Raw genomic sequence first — 18,848 nt, 5'->3', positions numbered from 1 at the left:
CAAACCATTGGCTCAGAAAATGGCCCAACCAGATTCGTGGATTGGAGGTTATCCGCGTGAACCAGCTATGGGTAAGTGATATCACCTACTGGAAAGTCGGAGAAAAATATACCTATATCAGCCTGGTCACCGATGCCTATTCACGTAAGATAATAGGATATCACCTGGCACAGACACTGGAGAGTGTTGAAACCATAAAAGCATTGCTTATGGCAATAAGCGCATTACCTGCAAATATTGAACATCCTATTTGGCATCATTCTGACAGAGGGGTGCAGTACTGTTGTGAAAATTATGTAAAGCTATTACAGGACAAAGGAATCGGGATCAGTATGACGGAAAATGGAGACCCGCTGGAGAATGCTATTGCCGAACGGATCAACGGTATTCTCAAATCAGAATACCTCAGGTATGCTCAGCCTGATGACTTCAAACAGGCAGAGAAAATGCTGCGATCAGCTGTAGAACTATATAACAATGAAAGACCGCACCTGAGTATTGGTCTGTTGACACCCCAAATGGTACATTCCAAAGAACTCCATGTGGAGAAGTTGTGGAAAAACTATTATATTAAAAACACTAAAATTGTAAACCCATTTCAGGAAAATAAAAATCCTGTAAATCAATTAAAGGATTAAAACTAAAACTGTAAACTTTTTTTAGGACGATACATTATACAGCTATGAGGGGAACTCCCCTTTTAATTTAGGAGGGGCAAGGGGGTGGTTAATTCAATTCAATAGCAGTTTTCAATGACAAATCATAATCTTCCGAACACTTATGTTAAGACACCAACCGATAGATGTGCTTTATTTGGTAGTGGAAAAGATTTCTCCACTTCGAATGACGATTTCTTTAAATGAGATTTGTTTTTTACGCCCTTTCCCTTCCAAAAGAAAGGTGCCAATTGGCGGATAGAAATTCTATCGCATCTAAATTATAAGTTAATAACCACCCCCAGCCCCTCCTTAAAAAAAGGAGGGGAGTTCGATTTTACGAAATGGGCAAGTCTCGATAAATGTTTTTTTTCACGCCCTTTCCCTTCCAAAAGAAAGGTGCCGACAGGCGGATAGAAATTCTATCGCATCTAAATTATAAGTTAATAACCACCCCCAGCCCCTCCTTGAAAAAAGGAGGGGAGTTCGATTTTACGAAATGGGCAAGTCTCGATAAATATTTTTTCATCGCCCTTTCCCTTCCATTGGAAAGGTGCCGACAGGCGGATAGGGGTTCAATTCACCAACCAGATTAAAAATGCCCCCCTTTTGCCAATTTCTTTGTAATTTCAAAACATGATTATGATGAAAAAAACAATATTATTATCAGGCTGTGCTCTTCTTTTATTTGCATCATGCAAACAAACGAGTGAAAATAGCAGCACTTCTCCTGATTCACTTTCCGTAAAAGCGATAAACGATTCGAGCCTAACCCATTACCTTTCTGTTATTGCAGCAGATAGTTTAGAAGGTCGGAAGCCTTTCACCAATGGTGAAACCAAAACCATAAACTACTTAAAAACTGAATTCGAAAAATTAGGTCTTGAACCCGGAAATGGCGATAGTTATTTTCAGGAAGTACCTATGGTAGAGATTAAATCTGTACCCGAAGATCAGATGGTGGTTAAAGGTAAATCGGGTTCTTTAAGTTTAAATTACCTAACTGATTTTGTTGCCGGATCACGAAGATTACAAGATCAGGTAAGTATTGCCAATTCTCCGTTGGTATTTGCAGGCTTCGGAATTGTGGCGCCAGAATATGGGTGGAATGATTACAAAGGTTTGGATGTAAAAGGTAAAACAGTGGTCGTGATGATTAATGATCCTGGTTTTGCAGATTCTACTCTATTTAAAGGAAAAAACATGACTTATTATGGTCGGTGGACCTATAAATTTGAAGAGGCATCCAGACAGGGTGCTGCTGGAGTACTCATTATTCATGATACCGAGCCTGCTGCATATCCATGGAGTGTGGTGAGAAGTGGTTGGTCTAAATCAAAACTCAATCTTCAATCTGAAGATAACGGAATGAATAGAACTGTGGTTGAGGGATGGATCAATTTAGATAAGGCAAAATCGCTTTTTAAATTGGCCGGAAAAAGTGATGCCTTAATGGCCACGGCAAAGAAGAAAGGCTTTAAGGCTGTTGATTTAGGTTTAACTACTTCATTAACCGTCAAAAATAAAATCAAAAAATCGGTATCCTATAATGTACTGGCAAAAGTTCCAGGAGGTAAGCATCAGGATGAGGCCATTATATATTCTGCCCATTGGGATCATCTAGGTATTGGTGAAAAGGTAAAGGGAGATTCCATCTACAACGGTGCGGTAGATAACGCCACAGGAGTAGCTTCTTTATTAGAACTGGCAACGGCATTTAAAAAATTGCCTAAAAAACCAGAGCGGAGTATTTTATTTATTTCATACACTGCCGAAGAGCAGGGGCTTCTAGGATCGGAATACTATGCCAAGCATCCAGTTTTTCCATTGGCTAAAACAGTAGCTAACATTAACATGGATATGATGGGCATAGCTGGCAAAACGAAAGATATCGTGGTGTATGGTTTTGGCCAGTCAGAACTTGAAGATTATGCCGCAACTTCAGCGAAAAAGCAAGGAAGGGTAGTCGTTCCAGATCCCGTTCCATCTTCAGGATTGTATTATCGGTCTGATCATTTTAACCTGGCTAAAGTAGGGGTGCCATCTTTATTTACAGGTTCTGGTGTAGATAATATCAAAAATGGCAGAGCCTGGGGCCTAACACAGGTAGCCGACTTTACCAAATTCAGATATCATTCTCCTCAGGATAATTTCGACGCGAAAACCTGGGATTTATCTGGAATTGTGGAAGATGTAAGATTGGTTTTTGATTTAGGTTATCGCTTAAGCAACGAAGACACCTATCCAAAATGGAAAGCGGGCTCAGAATTTAAAGCCATAAGAGAAAAGAAATAAAAAAACGCGTCCCGGCTTTAAGTCGGGACGCGCTATAAAAAGTTTAATTATTTTAGTGCTAAGCACTAAACACTAAAAGTGAAACTGAACGCCTAATTTTGGTGCTAAAGTACTTGCCTCTAAGCCAAAAGAATTAGTGGTGATTTCATTGCCTGTAACTTCATTTTTAACTTTTAGGTTATTGTAGCCTAAACCGTTAACAGAAACTTCGATACCAATTCTTTTAGTTGGGAAGAAAGCAAAACCTGGTGCAAGGTTAACGCCAATATTAGTAGTTTTTGCAATTTTCGCTCCGGTATCGCCATTGTTATCTACAAATTTATTGTTTCCAAATTCCATTGGTACAGATAACTGACCGAAGAATTTAAACTGATCTGATAAGTTAACATAGTAACGACCGAAAGGTGCTACTTTAAATGCCTGATTGATATTGTTTCTACTTACTTCTTTATCAGATGTATAACCAACACCCGTACCAATAGCAAAGTTATCACTTACGAAATAACCAACATTTGGTACAATGTTAAAGCTTACATCAGATTTTGCAGCGCCTTCTACTTTTGTAGAATTGAAACCTATGCTACCGCCTAACATTACTTTTCCTTTTTCAGTTTGTGCATTTGCACCGTAAACTAAACCTGCAACAGCAACTAATGATAATAATAATTTTTTCATCGTTTTATTATTTATTTGTTATTAAAAATATAGTCAATTTTACTTTTTTAATATCTGACTATATTTGGTTAAAAGTCAATATCGATGCCAATAAAATATCATATCGTCATCAAAAAATCAGTTTTATATTAACTGCTTAATTGATAACGATATATAAAATAGGTGTTAAATCATTATTATTTTTGTGTGACTAAAAATCAATCAATTGATTAACTTTTCAGTTTAAGAAAGTTGACAGTCTGACTTTTTTAGCATAAATGTCAGTTTTTTTGCTGTTATTATGGCAGCGCTATGGGGAATGTCTGTTTTGTTTTTATACTTTACTCGCAGAAACCAGATGCTCTAGTTTCTTTTTAATTAAGCCCAATGCCATGTCATCATTTAGGTGGCCAGCATCATCAAATTTATTTTGAGCCTGGGCAATTAAAACTTCTGGCTGTAAAACCGGATTCATATTCAAGAAGGTAAAAACCGGAAGAAATGCAGCCTGCATTCTTACTGTACCCCAAAGGCCTTGAGTAGCACCCATAACGGCAACAGGTTTATGCATCAGTGGACTATCCTTTCCACGACTTGCCCAGTCGATAGCATTTTTTAATCCACCGGGAATAGAATAATTATATTCTGGCGATGCTATAATAAAAGCATCAGCAGCTTCCAGCAATTCCCTAAATTTAGTTACACTAGCTGGACGTTCGCTCGCCTTTGGTGTGTCATGATCCTCATTGTAAACAGGAATATCATCATACTTTACAATTTCGAAGTCTACATCATCAGGTAACAAACTGCCTGCTACTTTTAACAACATTTCATTATAGGAACCTGTTCGAAGACTCCCGCACAAGCCGATTATTTTTTTGTTTTTTTCCATATTATCTAAACGGTCATTGCGTATAAAAGTTTTTTTCTTTATTATGTGCATGCTACTATTACAGATTAATAATAGCGGCACTTAATTATCATATTAAATACTTATGCGTGAAAATAATAGCGTTTCTCCAATTATTGAAAAAACTGTTTTTCCCATTTTGTTTGCCTTGAGTTTCTCTCATTTGTTAAATGATACCATTCAGTCCTTAATTCCTGCCATTTATCCTGTTATCAAGTCGAGTTATGGTTTAAGCTTCTCACAGATCGGCTTAATTACGCTTACTTTTCAAATGGCTGCATCATTACTACAGCCTTTCGTGGGCTTATATACCGATAAAAAACCTCAACCTTATTCCCTAGCAGTAGGTATGGGTTTCACGCTTATTGGCTTGATTACACTTTCTCAATCTGCTCATTTTTATACCATGCTCATTTCTGTTGCCTTTATTGGTATTGGCTCATCCATATTCCATCCGGAAGCTTCGCGAATGGCTCATGCAGCATCTGGAGAAAAAAGAGGTTTAGCACAATCTGTATTTCAATTGGGGGGAAATGCTGGTAGTTCTTTAGGACCATTACTGGCCGCATGGATTATTGTGCCTTATGGCCAGTTTAGTGTGATCTGGTTTTCTGCAATTGCCCTTTTGGCTATTGTAATATTGAGCTATGTAGGCAATTGGTATAGAGGTTTTATGATTGCCAGAAGTAAGAAAACAGCCATTCAAACTGAAGTTAGCCGATTCTCACGCAACAAGGTGATTTTTTCTGTCGTTATTTTATTGCTATTAATTTTCTCGAAATATTTTTATATGGCGAGCTTGACGAATTATTTTACCTTTTATCTGATTCATAAATTTAAGGTATCTGTTCAAACCTCTCAAATTTATTTGTTTGTGTTTCTATTTTCCGTAGCCGCAGGTACATTGTTGGGAGGCCCAATAGGGGATAAGGTAGGGAGAAAATATGTAATCTGGGCTTCCATTTTAGGAACAGCACCTTTTGCATTGCTACTGCCTCATGCTAATTTATTTTGGATAGGTGTACTTATCGTTCCCATTGGGATGATTTTAGCTTCTGCATTCTCTGCCATTTTAGTTTATGCGCAGGAATTGATTCCGGGAAAAGTGGGCCTCGTAGCTGGCTTATTCTTTGGCTTCGCTTTTGGAATGGGGGGCATTGGATCTGCCTTATTAGGAAAACTCGCAGATTCGAAAGGTATAGAATATGTATTTAGCATTTGTGCTTTTTTACCGTTGATTGGTTTGCTTACAGGTTTTCTCCCGAATATAGAAACCAGAAAAAAGTAGTCCAATCAGAGGATCAAGGTATTGAAGTGATTATAAGTGTTTTATTAGTGCATTTTTATCTATCGAGTAGGTTAATGGTAGAATTTCATTTATCACCATTTCGACCGCAGTGGAGAAATCTTTTCCACTACAAATAGAGCCCCTTCATCTATCGGTTAGTGTCTCACCATAAGTGATAGGAAGATTATGATTTGTCAATTGAAAAATGCTACTGGATGGTTAACCACCCCTGCCCCGCCTAAATTAGGAAGGGAGTTATCCTCATAGCTGTATAATGTAAGCTACTACTATTAATCTTCCAAACAACCAATAGTTAAAAAACTCCGCCTTTCATCAAGACGGAGTTTTTTTATTAAAAGTGGTAGTTAAGTCCTATGCTTGGACTGAAAGAATCGAGTCCGAAGCGGAAACCTTGATTTTGATAAGCCAGAGAATATGCATTATTGCCGTCATCTTTCATTTTGTGATTGTAATAAGAAAGTAAAGAAAACGAAAACTCAAATGCCCAGTGCTTCGTTGGAAAGAATGCAAAGCCTGGATTAACTGCTGCCGCATATGATGTGGTTTTATACTTTGTACTCCGAGGAATAACCGTAATTGAGCCACCATCTAGCGAAACAGACTTTCCAAAAGCAACTGATACATTACCCTGACCAAAAAATTTAACTTATCAATTATATTAACATAATACCTCACGAAAGGACCTAAATTGAAGTTGTCATTTTTACTTTCTAAATTGCTGATTATTGTATTATTACCTGTGTAAACGCTTAATTCAGAGGAATTTTTACTTCTTGTAAAGCCCACGCTTAAGCCTAATGCCAGATTTTTGCTAATAAAATGGCCAAAACGGGGTGTGATAGCAAAGTTTGTAGATTCCTGAGAGGTCAGATTATTGAGATTTTCTGGCTTTTGTTTATCTCTGTTGTAAGATATACTTCCGCCAATTAAGTTATCTCCCTTTTCAGTTTGTGCATTTGAAGTAAATGCGACAGCGCATAGCACTGCCAGTGTTAATAGTTGTTTTTTACATTTTCATTTGTGTTTTTTGTGTCCAACAAGATAAAATAAATAAACTGAAAAACTACTTTGTTAGTTATTTATTTATCAGGAATATTCAAATGAAATGGTGAAACTTATGGCGAGCATTTGTCTAAATGCAAACAGCCTGTTCATCAATGATGAACAGGCTGTTTAATATAATTAAGTCGAATATAGCTTAGCTTTCAGTTTCCTTATTTTAAGCTTTAATCTTTCAACTTTTAATCTTCAGTTCTTATGCTTTTTCAGCAAGTACTTTTGTAACTAAATCAGCAGCTTCTTTTAAAGCAATTGCTGAGAATACTTTAAGTCCAGACTCATCAATTAATTTTTTAGCTTCTTCTGCGTTTGTACCTTGTAAACGACAAATGATTGGCACAGGGATATTTCCAATTTCTTGATAAGCATCAATAACACCTTGAGCAACACGATCACAACGAACAATACCACCAAAAATGTTAATTAAAATTGCTTTAACATTTGGGTCTTTCAAAATAATGTTGAAAGCCGCTTTAACTGTTTGTGCGTTGGCAGTTCCACCAACATCTAAGAAGTTAGCGGGCTCACCACCAGCCAATTTAATTATATCCATAGTGGCCATTGCTAAACCAGCACCATTAACCATACAACCTACGTTTCCATCAAGGTTAACAAAGTTCAGGTTAGAAGCGCTTGCTTCAACTTCCATTGGATCTTCTTCCATGGTATCACGCATTGCTGCATAATCTTTATGGCGGAATAATGCATTTTCGTCTAAATCAACTTTAGCATCAACAGCAATAATTTTATCATCACTTGTTTTTAATACCGGATTAATTTCAAACATTGCAGAATCAGTTGCATCGTATGCTTTATATAAAGCGGATACAAATTTAACCATTTCTTTGTGTGCAACACCGCTCAAACCCAATTTGAAAGCTATTTTACGAGCTTGGAAACCTTGTAAACCAACTTTAGGATCAATTTCTTCTTTAAAAATTAAGTGTGGCGTATGTTCTGCAACCTCTTCAATATCCATACCGCCTTCAGTACTGTACATGATGATGTTACGGCCTGCAGCACGATCTAACAATACGGAGATGTAGAATTCTTTAGTTTCTGATGCACCTGGATAATAAACATCCTGAGCTACCAAAATCTTACTCACCAATTTACCTTCAGGCCCGGTTTGGGGTGTAACCAGTTGCATACCAATGATATCAGTAGCACGTTGTTTAACTTCATCAAGGTTTTTAGCTAATTTAACACCTCCACCTTTACCGCGACCACCAGCGTGGATTTGCGCCTTAATTACTACCCAATCAGAGTTGTAATCGATCTTCAATTGCTTGGCCGCTTCAACAGCTTGCTCCGGAGTATCGGCAACAATTCCTTCTTGAACGTTAACACCGAAACTTTTTAATATTTGTTTACCCTGGTATTCGTGAATATTCATTTGCTACAAAATTTGCCCAAAGCTACAATTCTAAAGCCTTTAAACAAATAGAATTTACTGATTTTTTAAAGAAAATGAAGGTTTTATGTTAATCAGAGAAAAGAGTGTGATAGAAGTGATCCTTAATTTATTAAAACTTAATTTCTCATTCTGATGAACCACTAGATTTTAGTGGGTATTACAATACTTTCTTCGCTAAATTTTCAATTTCATGTTTTAATTTTTGATCAAAAACTGCTTTTAAAATACCGGTTTTCAAATTGTAAGTGAAATATTCAACTTCTGGCAGATGATTGGATTTTTTATCACCACTTACATTTTTAATTAAATTTAATAAAATGAGATCATGTTTATTGTCTAATGTCCATCCACTTAGCGTGTAATTGTTAGGGGTTATCCTGATAAATGACTTTCCTCCCAATGTTGAAAAATAAAGCTTATTGGCATCTTTGCTTGTCAATTTCTTATCTCCATCAGTATCAGCATCGTTAATATCATAATAAATAAACTGATCTGATAATGTTGGCTGATTGCTTGTTCCCTTTTCTGAATCACCAATTTGGAAACTATTGATGATCAACTTTTCTCTCGTAAGGAAATCCTTGGTTCCTGATATTACATTATAAAATATGAAATTCCAGTGAATGCTTTTTACTTCCCTTTTGTCACTATCTTGATCCTTGCTATTTAAACTTAGAGGATACATCAATATATCCGTGTTCTTTACCATAATGGGCAACCCATATTGTACTTCCGGCTGATTCACATTTGTTGTGCCAGCACTTGCTTTTGTAGTTGAAATTGTTTTTTCATCTTCATTACAGGCTGATGCAACTACAATTAAAAGGAGGCTGAGTAATGCTATTGAGATGTTCTTTTTCATTTGGTTAATTTATTTACTGAGATAATATAATCTTAAAGAAATTTCCTGACACAAGGCTGCGTCAGGAAAAGCGTATTTCTATGACTTTAACTTCCGGCAAAAGGAGTTCCAAATATTCCAACTGCTAACTCCACCCAAGTTATAAACAAAAGAAGGAGTATAATCACTAATAACATGGTTTTTAGAAGATTAGTTTTTACATACCTGATGACCAGTTCTATTGCTAAGCCGGTACTCAATAATAACACTGCTGCAATTACAAAATCTGAAAGTGTCCAGTTTACTTCTTTTGTAAATTGCATCGCTACCAAAGGGATGCTCAAAATTAAAGCGGTGGTCATAAGAATAATTCTGATCCTTAGTTTTGACGGGTTAAGTGTTTGTTGATTTGTCATGGTGTATTAAATTAAGTGAATTTTATAACTATTTATAATGTGGGCGATTTAATTTGATCGCTTAATCCCAAAATACTGGGCTGCATTCCAATCTTGCATGTTCCATGATAACCAGCTTTCTTGTTCGTACCGTTCCTGAAAATAGCCAATTCGTTCATCAAGTTGGTTTCTGTAGTAATCTGCGTTTTGAGGTTTGGCAATTTCCCTTTCATCAAGCACCTTGACTGGCGTATAGTGTAGTTTCGCCCTGTTCTGATCCAGTAAAGGCAAAGTCTTATCCGAAAGTGAGAGCAGGTAATCTACGTCTAAAGAAATTTTTTCACTTTGTGCCAGGTTATATTTTGCGATGGCAACATCCCAGTTTATGGTGCTGAAAGCTAATAACAGCATAAACCAAATGTTTCCGTTAATTTTGAGGAGATAAAATAATGTTTTTTGTTTGGCTACTTTTAAGTAAACGGTAGTTAAACCAATCATGCAGAGCAGTGCAAATACCAATACCCCAATTCTTTTATGGGTAAGACCATAAAATTCGATGTAGTATCCATCTCTGATCAAAACTGAAATAATGAGAATAATATTTTGAACAATCCAGGTGAAGGCAAGCGTTTTAAGTATTTTGCTTTTGCTATAAAAATTTAAATTCCCACGGAAGAAGTAGGCGATTACAGCCATTGCCATAATGATACTGAAAATCAAGGAATTTGTGCCTTCATGGAGTGCTCCAGAGAAATTACCTGCTGGTTTATAGCCAAACCAAAGCGTAGTGATATCGATGGTGTTTAACAAGAGCAGTAGAATATTGAGTGCCACAAACATAATTGCACCGATAATATATTCAGTTTTGAGCGCCATTTTTCGTGACAACAAATTTCCGGCAAACGTTTCCATAACCAGATACCATAGTGTCTTTTGTGACGATCCCCTTCTGATTCTTTTTAATTGTTCACTGGCTTTTAGTTCTTCATTTTCAAGTCTTTTGTTCAGTAAGGGTAACAATAAACCACTGGTCAGCAATAATCCGAAGCAGAAATAAAAGAAGCGTTCAATATCCAGGTCTTCAAAAAAGAATCGGAGAATACCTTCAAAAAAATTAAAAATGCTGGTTAAAATGGTCTGTAGGTAATGCGCAAATAATTCGTTAGCGGCAGCATAAAGGCAAGTAAAAAAGATAACTGCGATGAAGGGGATGACGATGTATTTGATTAATCTAAAAACAGGTTTCAGGTTAAAGTTGCCTATGCTTATTTTACTCAGGTTAGTAATGGCATTGTAGGGTGTAGTGATCATCTGAAGAATTGCCGCCAGCCCAGCTGCAAATAAAGTTCTAATCTGTTGATTATGACTGATTCCAATAAACACCAATAAGCTGATGTAATAGGTCGCTATAGATAAGTCAGTATTATTAATCACAACTAAAATAGCAGCCATAAGATGTGCTAAGCCAAAAATTTTAAATTTTGCGCTCTTCATTATGTCTGTATTTAAATAGGTTATGGTCAGTATAAAGATGCTGTATATCAATAAATTAAAGGCTAGTCTTTCTTTCCAGAATAATAAGTTGAACAGCAAGCCACCGAATATGGTGGCAATGAGCAAGAGGTTGGGTTTGTTTTTCATAATGGTGTGATTACAGGTGTTATTTTTAATTAATTATTATGGTCAGGTATAAGATGCTTAGCGGAATATTGAGTAATACACAAACGATGGCTACCACAATATTTTTCCAATGTGCTGTGTTTAAGAAAAGTGCTGCAATTAAGGCTAGTAAAATGATTGTATTCATGATGAAAGCAAGCATTACATCATTTAAACCTATCGCTATCAATAAATTTTGCTTGCTGATTAGAAAAGCGAGCAGAAGAAATGTCCCAACGGCGGCCGAGCAAAGGGCTGCTTTTTTTCCAATTCGTATAATCAGTGGTTCCATTACGTTTTTTCGTTTTTAAAAGTGCTTTGTATTTCAAAGTAAATAGTCAAAAAAAATAGTTTATAGCTTTTTTATCATTTTTTCAAGTGCATCCAAATGGGCTTTAAAGGCTTGTTTACCCAAAGCTGTGATGGAGTAGGTAGTGCTGGTTTTTCTACCGATGAAACCTTTGTGTACCTTGATAAATTCGGCCTGCTCCAAAGTATTTAAATGCGAAGCCAAATTTCCATCAGTAAGTTCTAACATTTGTTTCAGGTCGTTAAAGCTAATTTCATTGTTTACCACAAGCATAGACATTACGCCCAGCCTGATCCTGCTATCGAAAATTTTATTTAAATCTGCTATCGGATTTTTCATCTTAAGCGCCTCTTTCGTATTTAAAATACATCACCAAGCCATAAATAATGTGGAGTACACCAAAACCAAATGCCCAGAAGAGTAAGTCATATCCAATATAAAACATGCAGATTAAACCGAGTATTACTTCGAGATAGCCGAGATATCGGATGTCGCTAAAGGTGTATTTACTCGCATTAATGAGTGCAAGACCATAAAAAATTAAACAAGTTGGTGCAATAATGCTGTAAGTATCTGGATAGTTAACCAGCAAAGCAATAATAAATAAACCGCCGGCAACTAGCGGAGTCATCAGGTTAAATAATAAGGCTTTAGATGTTTTATCCCAGATGGGCAGGTTATTTTGCTGACTTTTTCTATAGGTAAATAAAACACCTCCAGCCAATGCAACAAACAATACAATTAACCCAAGTTTGATTAAGTTAAATTCAAGATCTATTTCGCCTTCCACACCATAACTGTAACCTCTTTTGGCAAAGAATTTTTCTATTTCCTCATGTGCAAAATAAGCACCGATTAAGGCAATTCCGCCTGCAAAAACGCCAGATAAACCACTTAAAGAAATGAAACGGGATGACCTGTCCATCATTTGTCTGATATCCTTAAGGGTATTTAGTTGTTCTTCTTGATTGCTCATTTTGAAAGTGCTTTGTTTTTCAAAGTTAAATAAGAAATTGATAATAACAAATTTATTTTTTCTTTTAAGATGATTGTGCCGATTTGAGATGATCATACGAATTTGGTTTTTTAGCCTTTAGTCTTTCACCTCTAGTCTTTCACCTTTAGTCTTTCAGCTTTGGTCTTTTACCTTTAGTTTTCAGCTCTAGTCTTTCCCTTAAAACATTCCTTAACATTTGCAACTTTTAACTATTTTTACGGCATGCTAAAAGCCACCGGAGTAAAAAAGTCGTATGGGAATCTTCAAATCCTTAAAGGGGTGAATTTTGAAGTGCAAAAAGGAGAGATCGTGAGTATCATAGGGCCTTCTGGTGCAGGGAAAAGTACATTATTGCATATCTTAGGTACGCTAGATAAACCAGATGAGGGTGAGGTAGAATTAAAAGGATCGGTGATTAGCAAACTCCATGGCGATCTATTAAGCACGTTTCGAAATCAGAATATTGGTTTTGTATTTCAATTTCATCACTTGTTGCCAGAATTTAGTGCCATTGAGAATATTTGTATTCCGGCATTTATTGCCAAAACCAATAAAAAGCAGGCAGAGACCAGGGCACTGGAATTGTTGGATTTATTTGGTCTGAAAGACAGGGCTAATCACAAGCCTAATCAGTTATCAGGAGGTGAGCAACAGCGTATTGCAATTGCCAGGGCTTTAATTAACAATCCATCTATTATTCTGGCTGATGAGCCTTCGGGAAATCTGGATTCTGAAAATGCATCAGCCTTGCATCAGCTTTTTGTGAGTTTGAGGGATAATTTTCAGCAAACATTTGTTATTGTTACCCATAATGAACATTTGGCCAAAACCAGTGATCGAGTGGTAACTATGAAAGATGGATTAATTGTATAAGATCAATTTCTTACAACTCAATCATTCATTTATCTCATTTAAACACTCATTTAATTATTCAATCTATTTATAAATTTTGAAAATACTTATAACGGGCGGAAACAGTGCGAAAGCGTTAAAGCTCTTGAAAGCCTTTCCCAATCACTTCGTTTTATTGGCAGATTATGGTGATGTACCCGGCATTATCACTGAAAATTATGCCTTTACTTCCTTGGGCTTACTTAATCAAGATAGTATTGCGCACCTTTTACTCAATTTTTGTATTACAGAATCAATCGACAGCATTATTCCGCTTCATGATTATGAGGTAGAACCGCTTGCAAAGTCTGCCGTATTGTTTAGCGAATATGGCATTCAGGTTTTAACACCTCAACCAGAATTGATTGATTTTTTCCGCTCTGCCGAAAAAAATACCTTTAAAAACTTTGCCGTATTTATTCATGGTGAATGTGTTTTCGCTAGCGGAGGTGAAATTTTTATTCGTCGTGAAGATGAATTAAATGGTGTGTTCGGTTATAACTCTCCTGATGATGAATTAAAACTTTTTACAGTTTAGCAAATGATGGATATCGCAGCAGTTTTAAAAAACAAAGAAGCCGTAATTTTTGAATTGGATGATGTTTTGTTTCCAGAAAAAGATTATCTGCTACAGGTATATTATCTGTTTGCTCAATTTATTGAATACACTGAACAAAAGGATGCAGGAGCTACTTTAGCCTTTTTACAGGCTGAATTTAAACAAAATGGTGTTGATGAACTTTTTGATAAAACAGCTGCCCAATTTGGAATTGACGCTAAATACAGATATAACTTTGAGTTGCTACATCAAAATGCCCGTTTACCTTTAAAATTATTATTGTATCAAACCATGTTAGATTTGATGCAGGAGCTGGTGGTGAACAGGAAAAAAATCTTTATTGTAACTGCCGGAAATCCGGAACAGCAACTGAATAAAATTAAGCAAACGGAATGGAATGGACTTGAGCAATACCTCACCGTTTATTTCACTGATGAATTGAAACTACAGAAATCAGAAATTTTTCAGAACATCCTAAATGACAATAATTTATTGGCTGATGAGGTGTTAGTTATCGGTGCAAATAATTTTGATGAGCCACAGGCTAAAATTGTTAATTTGCAGTATATTAGCTCACTAGAAATTTTCAAATAAATATGCTGAAAAAAGTTTATTCGCAAAAAAATATTTTGTGTTTTCTGATGATGTCCTTCGGGTTAATCACCTCTTGTAAAAAAAACAACTCTGCAGATGAATCGCCGAGTCAAACCACTGAATCCAATACCCTTCAAACGCCCACAACCAACCGGGCAGAGTTAACCAAAGATTCAATTTTCTTGTATGCAAAGCAAACCTATTTTTGGAATATCGGGATGCCATCCTACGATGATTTCAATCCTAGAAAATACAGTAGCAATGAGCAGGTTTTAGCTGCTTTAAAGGCATTACCCAGCACGGGTGGAAAGGATAAATATTCTTTCATTGATGATGGTACAGTTGCCGGAGAACTTGGTGGGGTAAGTGGCGATTATGGATTTTCAGTTAATTATGATGGGGCTAACATCTTACGTGTAAAATATGTTTACGCAACCTCTCCGGCAGCAGTTGCCGGATTAAAAAGAGGAGATATTATCACCAAAGTTAACGGTCGGACTACTTTGAGAACAAGCCAATCTGATATCGATAATATTAATGATGGTGTATTTGGTAGTAACGCATCCGTTTCATTAACCATTACAAAGGCAGATCAAACTGTTCAAAATCTGGTTATTAACAGAGGTGCTTACAACATCAACCCAATATTATTTAGTAATACTTATACAGTAGGAGCAAAGAAGATTGGTTATGTAGTGTTTAACAGTTTTACTACAAACTCTGTTCCTTTGCTTGATGCCGCATTCAGTAAATTTGCGACTGATGGAATTACGGAACTGGTTGTTGATTTGCGTTATAATGGTGGCGGTTCTGTTGCTACCTCTGAGGCATTTACTAATTTAATCGCACCATCTACACAAAATGGTAAAATTATGTACACTACATATTGGACCAAAACCATGCAGGATAAAAAAGCTACCATCCTTCAAAACCAAAAGTTTTATCAAACGACTTCAGATGGTGTAAAGCGTTTGTATTCTATGTTCGATTATGATTATCAGCCCATTGCGGCCGCAGGAAATCAAGAATTTTTTAAAAAGAGGGGATCGCTTAACGGAATCTCCAGAGTTTATTTCCTGGTAACCAGTGGAACGGCTTCTGCAAGTGAATTACTGATTAATAATTTAAAGCCAGTAATGGATGTGAAATTAATTGGTCGTAAAACTTATGGAAAACCTGTAGGTTTCTTTTCTCTTCGTATAGATAAGAACGATTTATACATTCCCCAGTTTCAGACCAAAAATCAGGCTGACTTTGGCGATTACTTTGATGGGATGACCGTTGATAAGGACATTGCTGACGATTTAACAAGGGATTTTGGTGATGCCTCAGAAAGTTTACTTGCGCAGGCTCTCAATTATTCGGCTACGGGAAGCTTTACCTCGTTTATAAAAGAAAAAACATTAAGTAGTACATCTGGTGCTTCCAGAGCATTGATTGATCATACTAATGAACAATTAGACCATGAATTTAAAGGAATGGTGGAAACCAGAAAGATGAAATTGAAGTAAAAATAAGATCATTTAATATGCGAAGGCAGTATCATTTTTAAAAAGATGATACTGCTTTTTTTTACTATATAAAATCTTAATGCTTTTGCCCTTTATTAATTTTGAAAAGATGCAGAATTTGTGGGAATAATGCATCCATATATTCTTCTACGCCATTTTTTGATCCTGGGAAAGTTAACACCAACGTATCACCAATAAATCCTGCAATACCTCTTGATAGCATTGCATAAGGCATTCGCTCCTGTCCGTAATTTCTGGCAGTTTCCATAACACCATCAATTTTGCGTTCAATAAGCGGACTGATGGCTTCGGGAGTAACATCACGTGGTGACAAGCCTGTTCCTCCTGTTAAAATTAGCAGATTAATCTCCTTGCTCACCAGCTCTTTAGTTGTATTTTGGATCACTTCAATTTCATCAGGAACAATAGTGTATTCTGTCGTAGCAATGCCAAATTGTTCCAATCGACTCATAATGGCTTTACCAGAATAATCTTCAGCTATTTGTTGAAAAACAGAATCTGAACACACCACTACTGCAGCCTTAATTTCAGGGAACTTCAGGTATTTAAAATCTGATTTGCCTCCAGACTTTTGAAGTAAACGGATATTTTGTATTTCTACGCCCTTGTCTATAGGCTTTAACATATCGTACATGGTTAACGCAGTAACGGAAGCACCATGCATGGCCTCAACTTCCACTCCAGTTTTATAAATGGTATGTACTTCCACTTTAATCAGGATCATTAAATCCACAATTTCGTAGGTGATGGATGTAAATTCAATAGGCAATGGGTGACAGTCTGGAATAACATCACTGGTTTTTTTTACACCAAATAGACCAGCAGCACGGGCAAATTCAAAAACATCTCCTTTAGGGATTTTTCTTTGCACAATGGCATCGATTGTTTCCTGTTTTGAAACTTTTACTGTAGCACTAGCCACCGCAATCCGCAAGGAGTTTGATTTTTTCGTAATATTTACCATATTAAATGTTTTCTTTCCACTGATGGGTATCGTCTTCAAATATTTCTTTACCCCAGATCGGGAGTTCTGCCTTAATACGTTCCACCAGTTCATTACAGGCTTCTATTGCAGGTTTACGGTGAGCAGATGAGGTGAATACAAATAAACAGATTTCGCCCGCACTTATCATTCCTAAACTATGGTGCACATGCATACAGTTTAACGGGTATTTCAAAAAAATCTCTTCCCTAATTGCATCCATTTGTGAAAGCGCCAATTCTTCGTAAGCCGTATAATCAATGCCTGCTACAAATTTACCGTTTATCTCATCTCTTCTAATCTGTCCCATGAAAATGCTGTGACCACCAATAGCTGTTTTTGTTGCATGCTTTGCGATACTGTCAGCAATAAATGCCGGACTAATCGCACCATTTACAAAGATGTTTTTTATTTTTTTTTCACTCATTTTATCTTTTTAGAAAATGGTCTTTCCATTTTGCAATGCCTCCTTTTAAGCTATAAATTTTCTTTGCTGCACCGTATTTTTCCTGAAGCAATTCTGCCGCGGCAATGCTTCTGATACCATGCTGGCAAAGCAATACAATGCTTTCAGCTTCAATATTGTTTTGGATAAAGGTATTAAATTCAGACATTGGTACCTGTAAGAATTTATCTTGATCCAGAATCGGAAATTCATGTTTTTCCCTTACATCAATTACCAAAGCCAAATCTTGCTCTCTCAACAACAGCATCCTTTTTATATCGATCTCTTCATAAATAGGTGCATTGGAATGTGACTGGTTTTCATCCATCAATATAAAATCAGCTTTGCTTTTTGGTAAAACATAATCATGACCAACAGAAATATTTAAGGTGTATTGTGTTTGCGTGAGCAGATTATAATGAAGCAAGGTGTTAATCAAAGGCTGACCGATTCCGGCAATCAGCTTAATGGTTTCTGCTGCAGCCATTGTACCTATAATTCCAGGCAGCACGCCCAATACGCCATTTTCTGCGCAATTTTGAATTTCGCCAGGTGCTGGTGGAGTAGGGAAGATGTCACGGTAATTGGTTGCAACACCTTGTTTATCTTTTACATTAAAAATAGCCAGCTGGCCCTCAAAACCAGATACAGCTGCAAAGATTAATGGTTTTTGAAGAAATGTACAGGCATCGTTAATGATGTATCTTGAGTCGAAATTATCGGTACCATCGATCACAACATCGTAGCTTTCTATAATGTTGAATATATTATTTTTATCCAGCCGAAGTTGATGTTCCACAATGGAAATTTCTGGACTTACCAATCCCAACCTTTTAGCGGCAACTTTTACTTTAGGTTGGTCAAGGTCTTCTGTAGTGAAAATAATTTGCCTATGCAGATTGGACAGTGAAATGGTATCATCATCCACTATTCCTATTGTCCCGATGCCTGCTGCGGCCAGGTATTGCAATATTGGACAGCCCAATCCACCAGCACCAACCACCAATACGCGTGAATTGATGAGTTTATTTTGTGCCGTGGCTCCAAAGCCTTTTAAAATCAGTTGCCTGCTGTAACGCTCATTATCCATTACTGTTAACCTCCAGAAAATGGTGGCATAATGGCCACTTTATCTTCGTTTTTAAGGGATTGATTGGATTGTATCATGTTTTGATTAACCGCCAGTTTATATTTCATGCCGACCAATTCGGGAAATGATGTTTCCAGATAGCTTTTCAACTGATCAGTATCCGTAACATTTGAAATCTCCACCTGCTGATGGCCGATAAATTCAGATATTTTACCAAAACTGATGATCTCTAATTTCATATTCATTTCCATTT

At 36.6% G+C, this 18,848-nt stretch carries 21 protein-coding genes; 7 read left to right on the top strand and 14 right to left on the bottom strand.

Going from position 1 to position 18,848, the window contains the following annotated elements:
* Both EV200_RS13065 and EV200_RS13060 read left to right on the top strand, forming a co-directional pair.
* On the top strand, nucleotides 1-638 hold a 638-nt coding region (locus EV200_RS13065; RefSeq protein ID WP_132533248.1), incomplete at its 5' end, for an IS3 family transposase.
* Between the two features lie 660 nt (nucleotides 639-1,298).
* Nucleotides 1,299-2,951 (top strand): M28 family metallopeptidase, encoded by a 1,653-nt coding sequence (locus EV200_RS13060; RefSeq protein ID WP_229676715.1) that lies wholly within the window; start codon nucleotides 1,299-1,301, stop codon nucleotides 2,949-2,951.
* Between the two features lie 72 nt (nucleotides 2,952-3,023).
* Here the strand turns inward: EV200_RS13060 and EV200_RS13055 are convergent, their stop codons facing one another.
* Together EV200_RS13055 and EV200_RS13050 are read right to left on the bottom strand one after the other, a co-directional pair.
* Entirely contained in the window at nucleotides 3,024-3,626 is a 603-nt protein-coding gene (locus EV200_RS13055; protein WP_132533246.1) for an outer membrane beta-barrel protein, read from the bottom strand.
* Between the two features lie 313 nt (nucleotides 3,627-3,939).
* Complete coding sequence (locus EV200_RS13050; RefSeq protein WP_132533245.1) at nucleotides 3,940-4,497, bottom strand: NADPH-dependent FMN reductase; 558 nt, start codon at nucleotides 4,495-4,497, stop codon at nucleotides 3,940-3,942.
* A gap of 103 nt (nucleotides 4,498-4,600) precedes the next feature.
* Here EV200_RS13050 and EV200_RS13045 point away from each other — a divergent pair, with 103 nt between their 5' ends.
* Nucleotides 4,601-5,803 carry an MFS transporter gene (locus EV200_RS13045; protein ID WP_132533244.1) on the top strand — a complete coding sequence of 401 codons (1,203 nt, stop codon included), beginning with the start codon at nucleotides 4,601-4,603 and terminating at the stop codon, nucleotides 5,801-5,803.
* Nucleotides 5,804-6,412: 609 nt separating this feature from the next.
* Here the strand turns inward: EV200_RS13045 and EV200_RS13040 are convergent.
* The 8 genes from EV200_RS13040 to EV200_RS13005 form a co-directional block, all read right to left on the bottom strand.
* Nucleotides 6,413-6,808, bottom strand: a complete 396-nt coding sequence (locus EV200_RS13040) for a hypothetical protein (protein WP_165877927.1) — start codon at nucleotides 6,806-6,808, stop codon at nucleotides 6,413-6,415.
* A 271-nt stretch (nucleotides 6,809-7,079) separates the two neighbouring features.
* Nucleotides 7,080-8,279: an ADP-forming succinate--CoA ligase subunit beta gene (gene sucC / locus EV200_RS13035; RefSeq protein WP_132533242.1), complete on the bottom strand. Its 1,200-nt coding sequence runs from the start codon at nucleotides 8,277-8,279 to the stop codon at nucleotides 7,080-7,082.
* A gap of 178 nt (nucleotides 8,280-8,457) precedes the next feature.
* Nucleotides 8,458-9,162 (bottom strand): hypothetical protein, encoded by a 705-nt coding sequence (locus EV200_RS13030; protein WP_132533241.1) that lies wholly within the window; start codon nucleotides 9,160-9,162, stop codon nucleotides 8,458-8,460.
* 86 nt (nucleotides 9,163-9,248) lie between these two features.
* Complete coding sequence (locus EV200_RS13025; protein WP_132533240.1) at nucleotides 9,249-9,557, bottom strand: hypothetical protein; 309 nt, start codon at nucleotides 9,555-9,557, stop codon at nucleotides 9,249-9,251.
* Between the two features lie 48 nt (nucleotides 9,558-9,605).
* Nucleotides 9,606-11,177 (bottom strand): DUF4153 domain-containing protein, encoded by a 1,572-nt coding sequence (locus EV200_RS13020; RefSeq protein WP_132533239.1) that lies wholly within the window; start codon nucleotides 11,175-11,177, stop codon nucleotides 9,606-9,608.
* Between the two features lie 25 nt (nucleotides 11,178-11,202).
* Nucleotides 11,203-11,487 (bottom strand): hypothetical protein, encoded by a 285-nt coding sequence (locus EV200_RS13015; protein ID WP_132533238.1) that lies wholly within the window; start codon nucleotides 11,485-11,487, stop codon nucleotides 11,203-11,205.
* Between the two features lie 60 nt (nucleotides 11,488-11,547).
* Nucleotides 11,548-11,844, bottom strand: coding sequence for a winged helix-turn-helix domain-containing protein (locus EV200_RS13010; RefSeq protein WP_132533237.1), 297 nt, complete (start codon nucleotides 11,842-11,844; stop codon nucleotides 11,548-11,550).
* 1 nt (nucleotide 11,845) lies between these two features.
* Nucleotides 11,846-12,481: a hypothetical protein gene (locus EV200_RS13005; RefSeq protein ID WP_132533236.1), complete on the bottom strand. Its 636-nt coding sequence runs from the start codon at nucleotides 12,479-12,481 to the stop codon at nucleotides 11,846-11,848.
* A 243-nt stretch (nucleotides 12,482-12,724) separates the two neighbouring features.
* On the opposite strand from EV200_RS13005, the gene EV200_RS13000 reads away from it, so the two are divergent.
* The 4 genes from EV200_RS13000 (at nucleotide 12,725) to EV200_RS12985 (ending at nucleotide 16,057) form a co-directional block, all read left to right on the top strand.
* Nucleotides 12,725-13,375 carry an ABC transporter ATP-binding protein gene (locus EV200_RS13000; protein ID WP_132533235.1) on the top strand — a complete coding sequence of 217 codons (651 nt, stop codon included), beginning with the start codon at nucleotides 12,725-12,727 and terminating at the stop codon, nucleotides 13,373-13,375.
* Between the two features lie 76 nt (nucleotides 13,376-13,451).
* The gene (locus EV200_RS12995; RefSeq protein WP_132533234.1) at nucleotides 13,452-13,931 is read left to right on the top strand and encodes an ATP-grasp domain-containing protein; all 480 of its coding nucleotides are present in this window, start codon (nucleotides 13,452-13,454) and stop codon (nucleotides 13,929-13,931) included.
* 3 nt (nucleotides 13,932-13,934) lie between these two features.
* On the top strand, nucleotides 13,935-14,546 hold the full coding sequence (locus EV200_RS12990; RefSeq protein WP_132533233.1) for an HAD family hydrolase: 612 nt from the start codon (nucleotides 13,935-13,937) through the stop codon (nucleotides 14,544-14,546).
* A gap of 2 nt (nucleotides 14,547-14,548) precedes the next feature.
* The gene (locus EV200_RS12985) at nucleotides 14,549-16,057 is read left to right on the top strand and encodes a S41 family peptidase (protein WP_132533232.1); all 1,509 of its coding nucleotides are present in this window, start codon (nucleotides 14,549-14,551) and stop codon (nucleotides 16,055-16,057) included.
* 76 nt (nucleotides 16,058-16,133) lie between these two features.
* On the opposite strand, the gene moaCB is transcribed toward EV200_RS12985, so the two are convergent.
* The 4 genes from moaCB to EV200_RS12965 are packed head-to-tail and all read right to left on the bottom strand — an operon-like array spanning nucleotide 16,134 to nucleotide 18,834.
* On the bottom strand, nucleotides 16,134-17,042 hold the full coding sequence (gene moaCB, locus EV200_RS12980; protein WP_132533231.1) for a bifunctional molybdenum cofactor biosynthesis protein MoaC/MoaB: 909 nt from the start codon (nucleotides 17,040-17,042) through the stop codon (nucleotides 16,134-16,136).
* Between the two features lies 1 nt (nucleotide 17,043).
* Nucleotides 17,044-17,487 carry a molybdenum cofactor biosynthesis protein MoaE gene (locus EV200_RS12975; protein ID WP_132533230.1) on the bottom strand — a complete coding sequence of 148 codons (444 nt, stop codon included), beginning with the start codon at nucleotides 17,485-17,487 and terminating at the stop codon, nucleotides 17,044-17,046.
* 1 nt (nucleotide 17,488) lies between these two features.
* The gene (locus EV200_RS12970; RefSeq protein ID WP_132533229.1) at nucleotides 17,489-18,595 is read right to left on the bottom strand and encodes a ThiF family adenylyltransferase; all 1,107 of its coding nucleotides are present in this window, start codon (nucleotides 18,593-18,595) and stop codon (nucleotides 17,489-17,491) included.
* A 5-nt stretch (nucleotides 18,596-18,600) separates the two neighbouring features.
* Complete coding sequence (locus EV200_RS12965; protein WP_132533228.1) at nucleotides 18,601-18,834, bottom strand: MoaD/ThiS family protein; 234 nt, start codon at nucleotides 18,832-18,834, stop codon at nucleotides 18,601-18,603.
* Nucleotides 18,835-18,848: the final 14 nt, after the last annotated feature.

Source organism: Pedobacter psychrotolerans, assembly GCF_004340665.1.
In the GTDB taxonomy this organism is placed as follows: Bacteria; Bacteroidota; Bacteroidia; order Sphingobacteriales; family Sphingobacteriaceae; genus Pedobacter; species Pedobacter psychrotolerans.
Note: the sequence above shows the minus strand (reverse complement) of the source record. Positions and strands in the feature narration are given on the sequence as shown.

What these genes read in the sequence shown, in the direction of transcription:
- EV200_RS12975 (WP_132533230.1), bottom strand. Translation starts at nt 17,487, where the DNA reads ATGAGTGAAAAAAAAATAAAAAACATCTTTGTAAATGGTGCGATTAGT.
- EV200_RS12990 (WP_132533233.1), top strand. Translation starts at nt 13,935, where the DNA reads ATGATGGATATCGCAGCAGTTTTAAAAAACAAAGAAGCCGTAATTTTT.
- EV200_RS13030 (WP_132533241.1), bottom strand. Translation starts at nt 9,162, where the DNA reads ATGAAAAAGAACATCTCAATAGCATTACTCAGCCTCCTTTTAATTGTA.
- moaCB (WP_132533231.1), bottom strand. Translation starts at nt 17,042, where the DNA reads ATGGTAAATATTACGAAAAAATCAAACTCCTTGCGGATTGCGGTGGCT.
- EV200_RS13045 (WP_132533244.1), top strand. Translation starts at nt 4,601, where the DNA reads ATGCGTGAAAATAATAGCGTTTCTCCAATTATTGAAAAAACTGTTTTT.
- EV200_RS13050 (WP_132533245.1), bottom strand. Translation starts at nt 4,497, where the DNA reads ATGGAAAAAAACAAAAAAATAATCGGCTTGTGCGGGAGTCTTCGAACA.
- EV200_RS13055 (WP_132533246.1), bottom strand. Translation starts at nt 3,626, where the DNA reads ATGAAAAAATTATTATTATCATTAGTTGCTGTTGCAGGTTTAGTTTAC.
- EV200_RS13005 (WP_132533236.1), bottom strand. Translation starts at nt 12,481, where the DNA reads ATGAGCAATCAAGAAGAACAACTAAATACCCTTAAGGATATCAGACAA.
- EV200_RS12965 (WP_132533228.1), bottom strand. Translation starts at nt 18,834, where the DNA reads ATGAAATTAGAGATCATCAGTTTTGGTAAAATATCTGAATTTATCGGC.
- EV200_RS12985 (WP_132533232.1), top strand. Translation starts at nt 14,549, where the DNA reads ATGCTGAAAAAAGTTTATTCGCAAAAAAATATTTTGTGTTTTCTGATG.
- EV200_RS13020 (WP_132533239.1), bottom strand. Translation starts at nt 11,177, where the DNA reads ATGAAAAACAAACCCAACCTCTTGCTCATTGCCACCATATTCGGTGGC.
- EV200_RS13025 (WP_132533240.1), bottom strand. Translation starts at nt 9,557, where the DNA reads ATGACAAATCAACAAACACTTAACCCGTCAAAACTAAGGATCAGAATT.
- EV200_RS13010 (WP_132533237.1), bottom strand. Translation starts at nt 11,844, where the DNA reads ATGAAAAATCCGATAGCAGATTTAAATAAAATTTTCGATAGCAGGATC.
- EV200_RS13015 (WP_132533238.1), bottom strand. Translation starts at nt 11,487, where the DNA reads ATGGAACCACTGATTATACGAATTGGAAAAAAAGCAGCCCTTTGCTCG.
- sucC (WP_132533242.1), bottom strand. Translation starts at nt 8,279, where the DNA reads ATGAATATTCACGAATACCAGGGTAAACAAATATTAAAAAGTTTCGGT.
- EV200_RS13060 (WP_229676715.1), top strand. Translation starts at nt 1,299, where the DNA reads ATGATGAAAAAAACAATATTATTATCAGGCTGTGCTCTTCTTTTATTT.
- EV200_RS12970 (WP_132533229.1), bottom strand. Translation starts at nt 18,595, where the DNA reads ATGGATAATGAGCGTTACAGCAGGCAACTGATTTTAAAAGGCTTTGGA.
- EV200_RS13000 (WP_132533235.1), top strand. Translation starts at nt 12,725, where the DNA reads ATGCTAAAAGCCACCGGAGTAAAAAAGTCGTATGGGAATCTTCAAATC.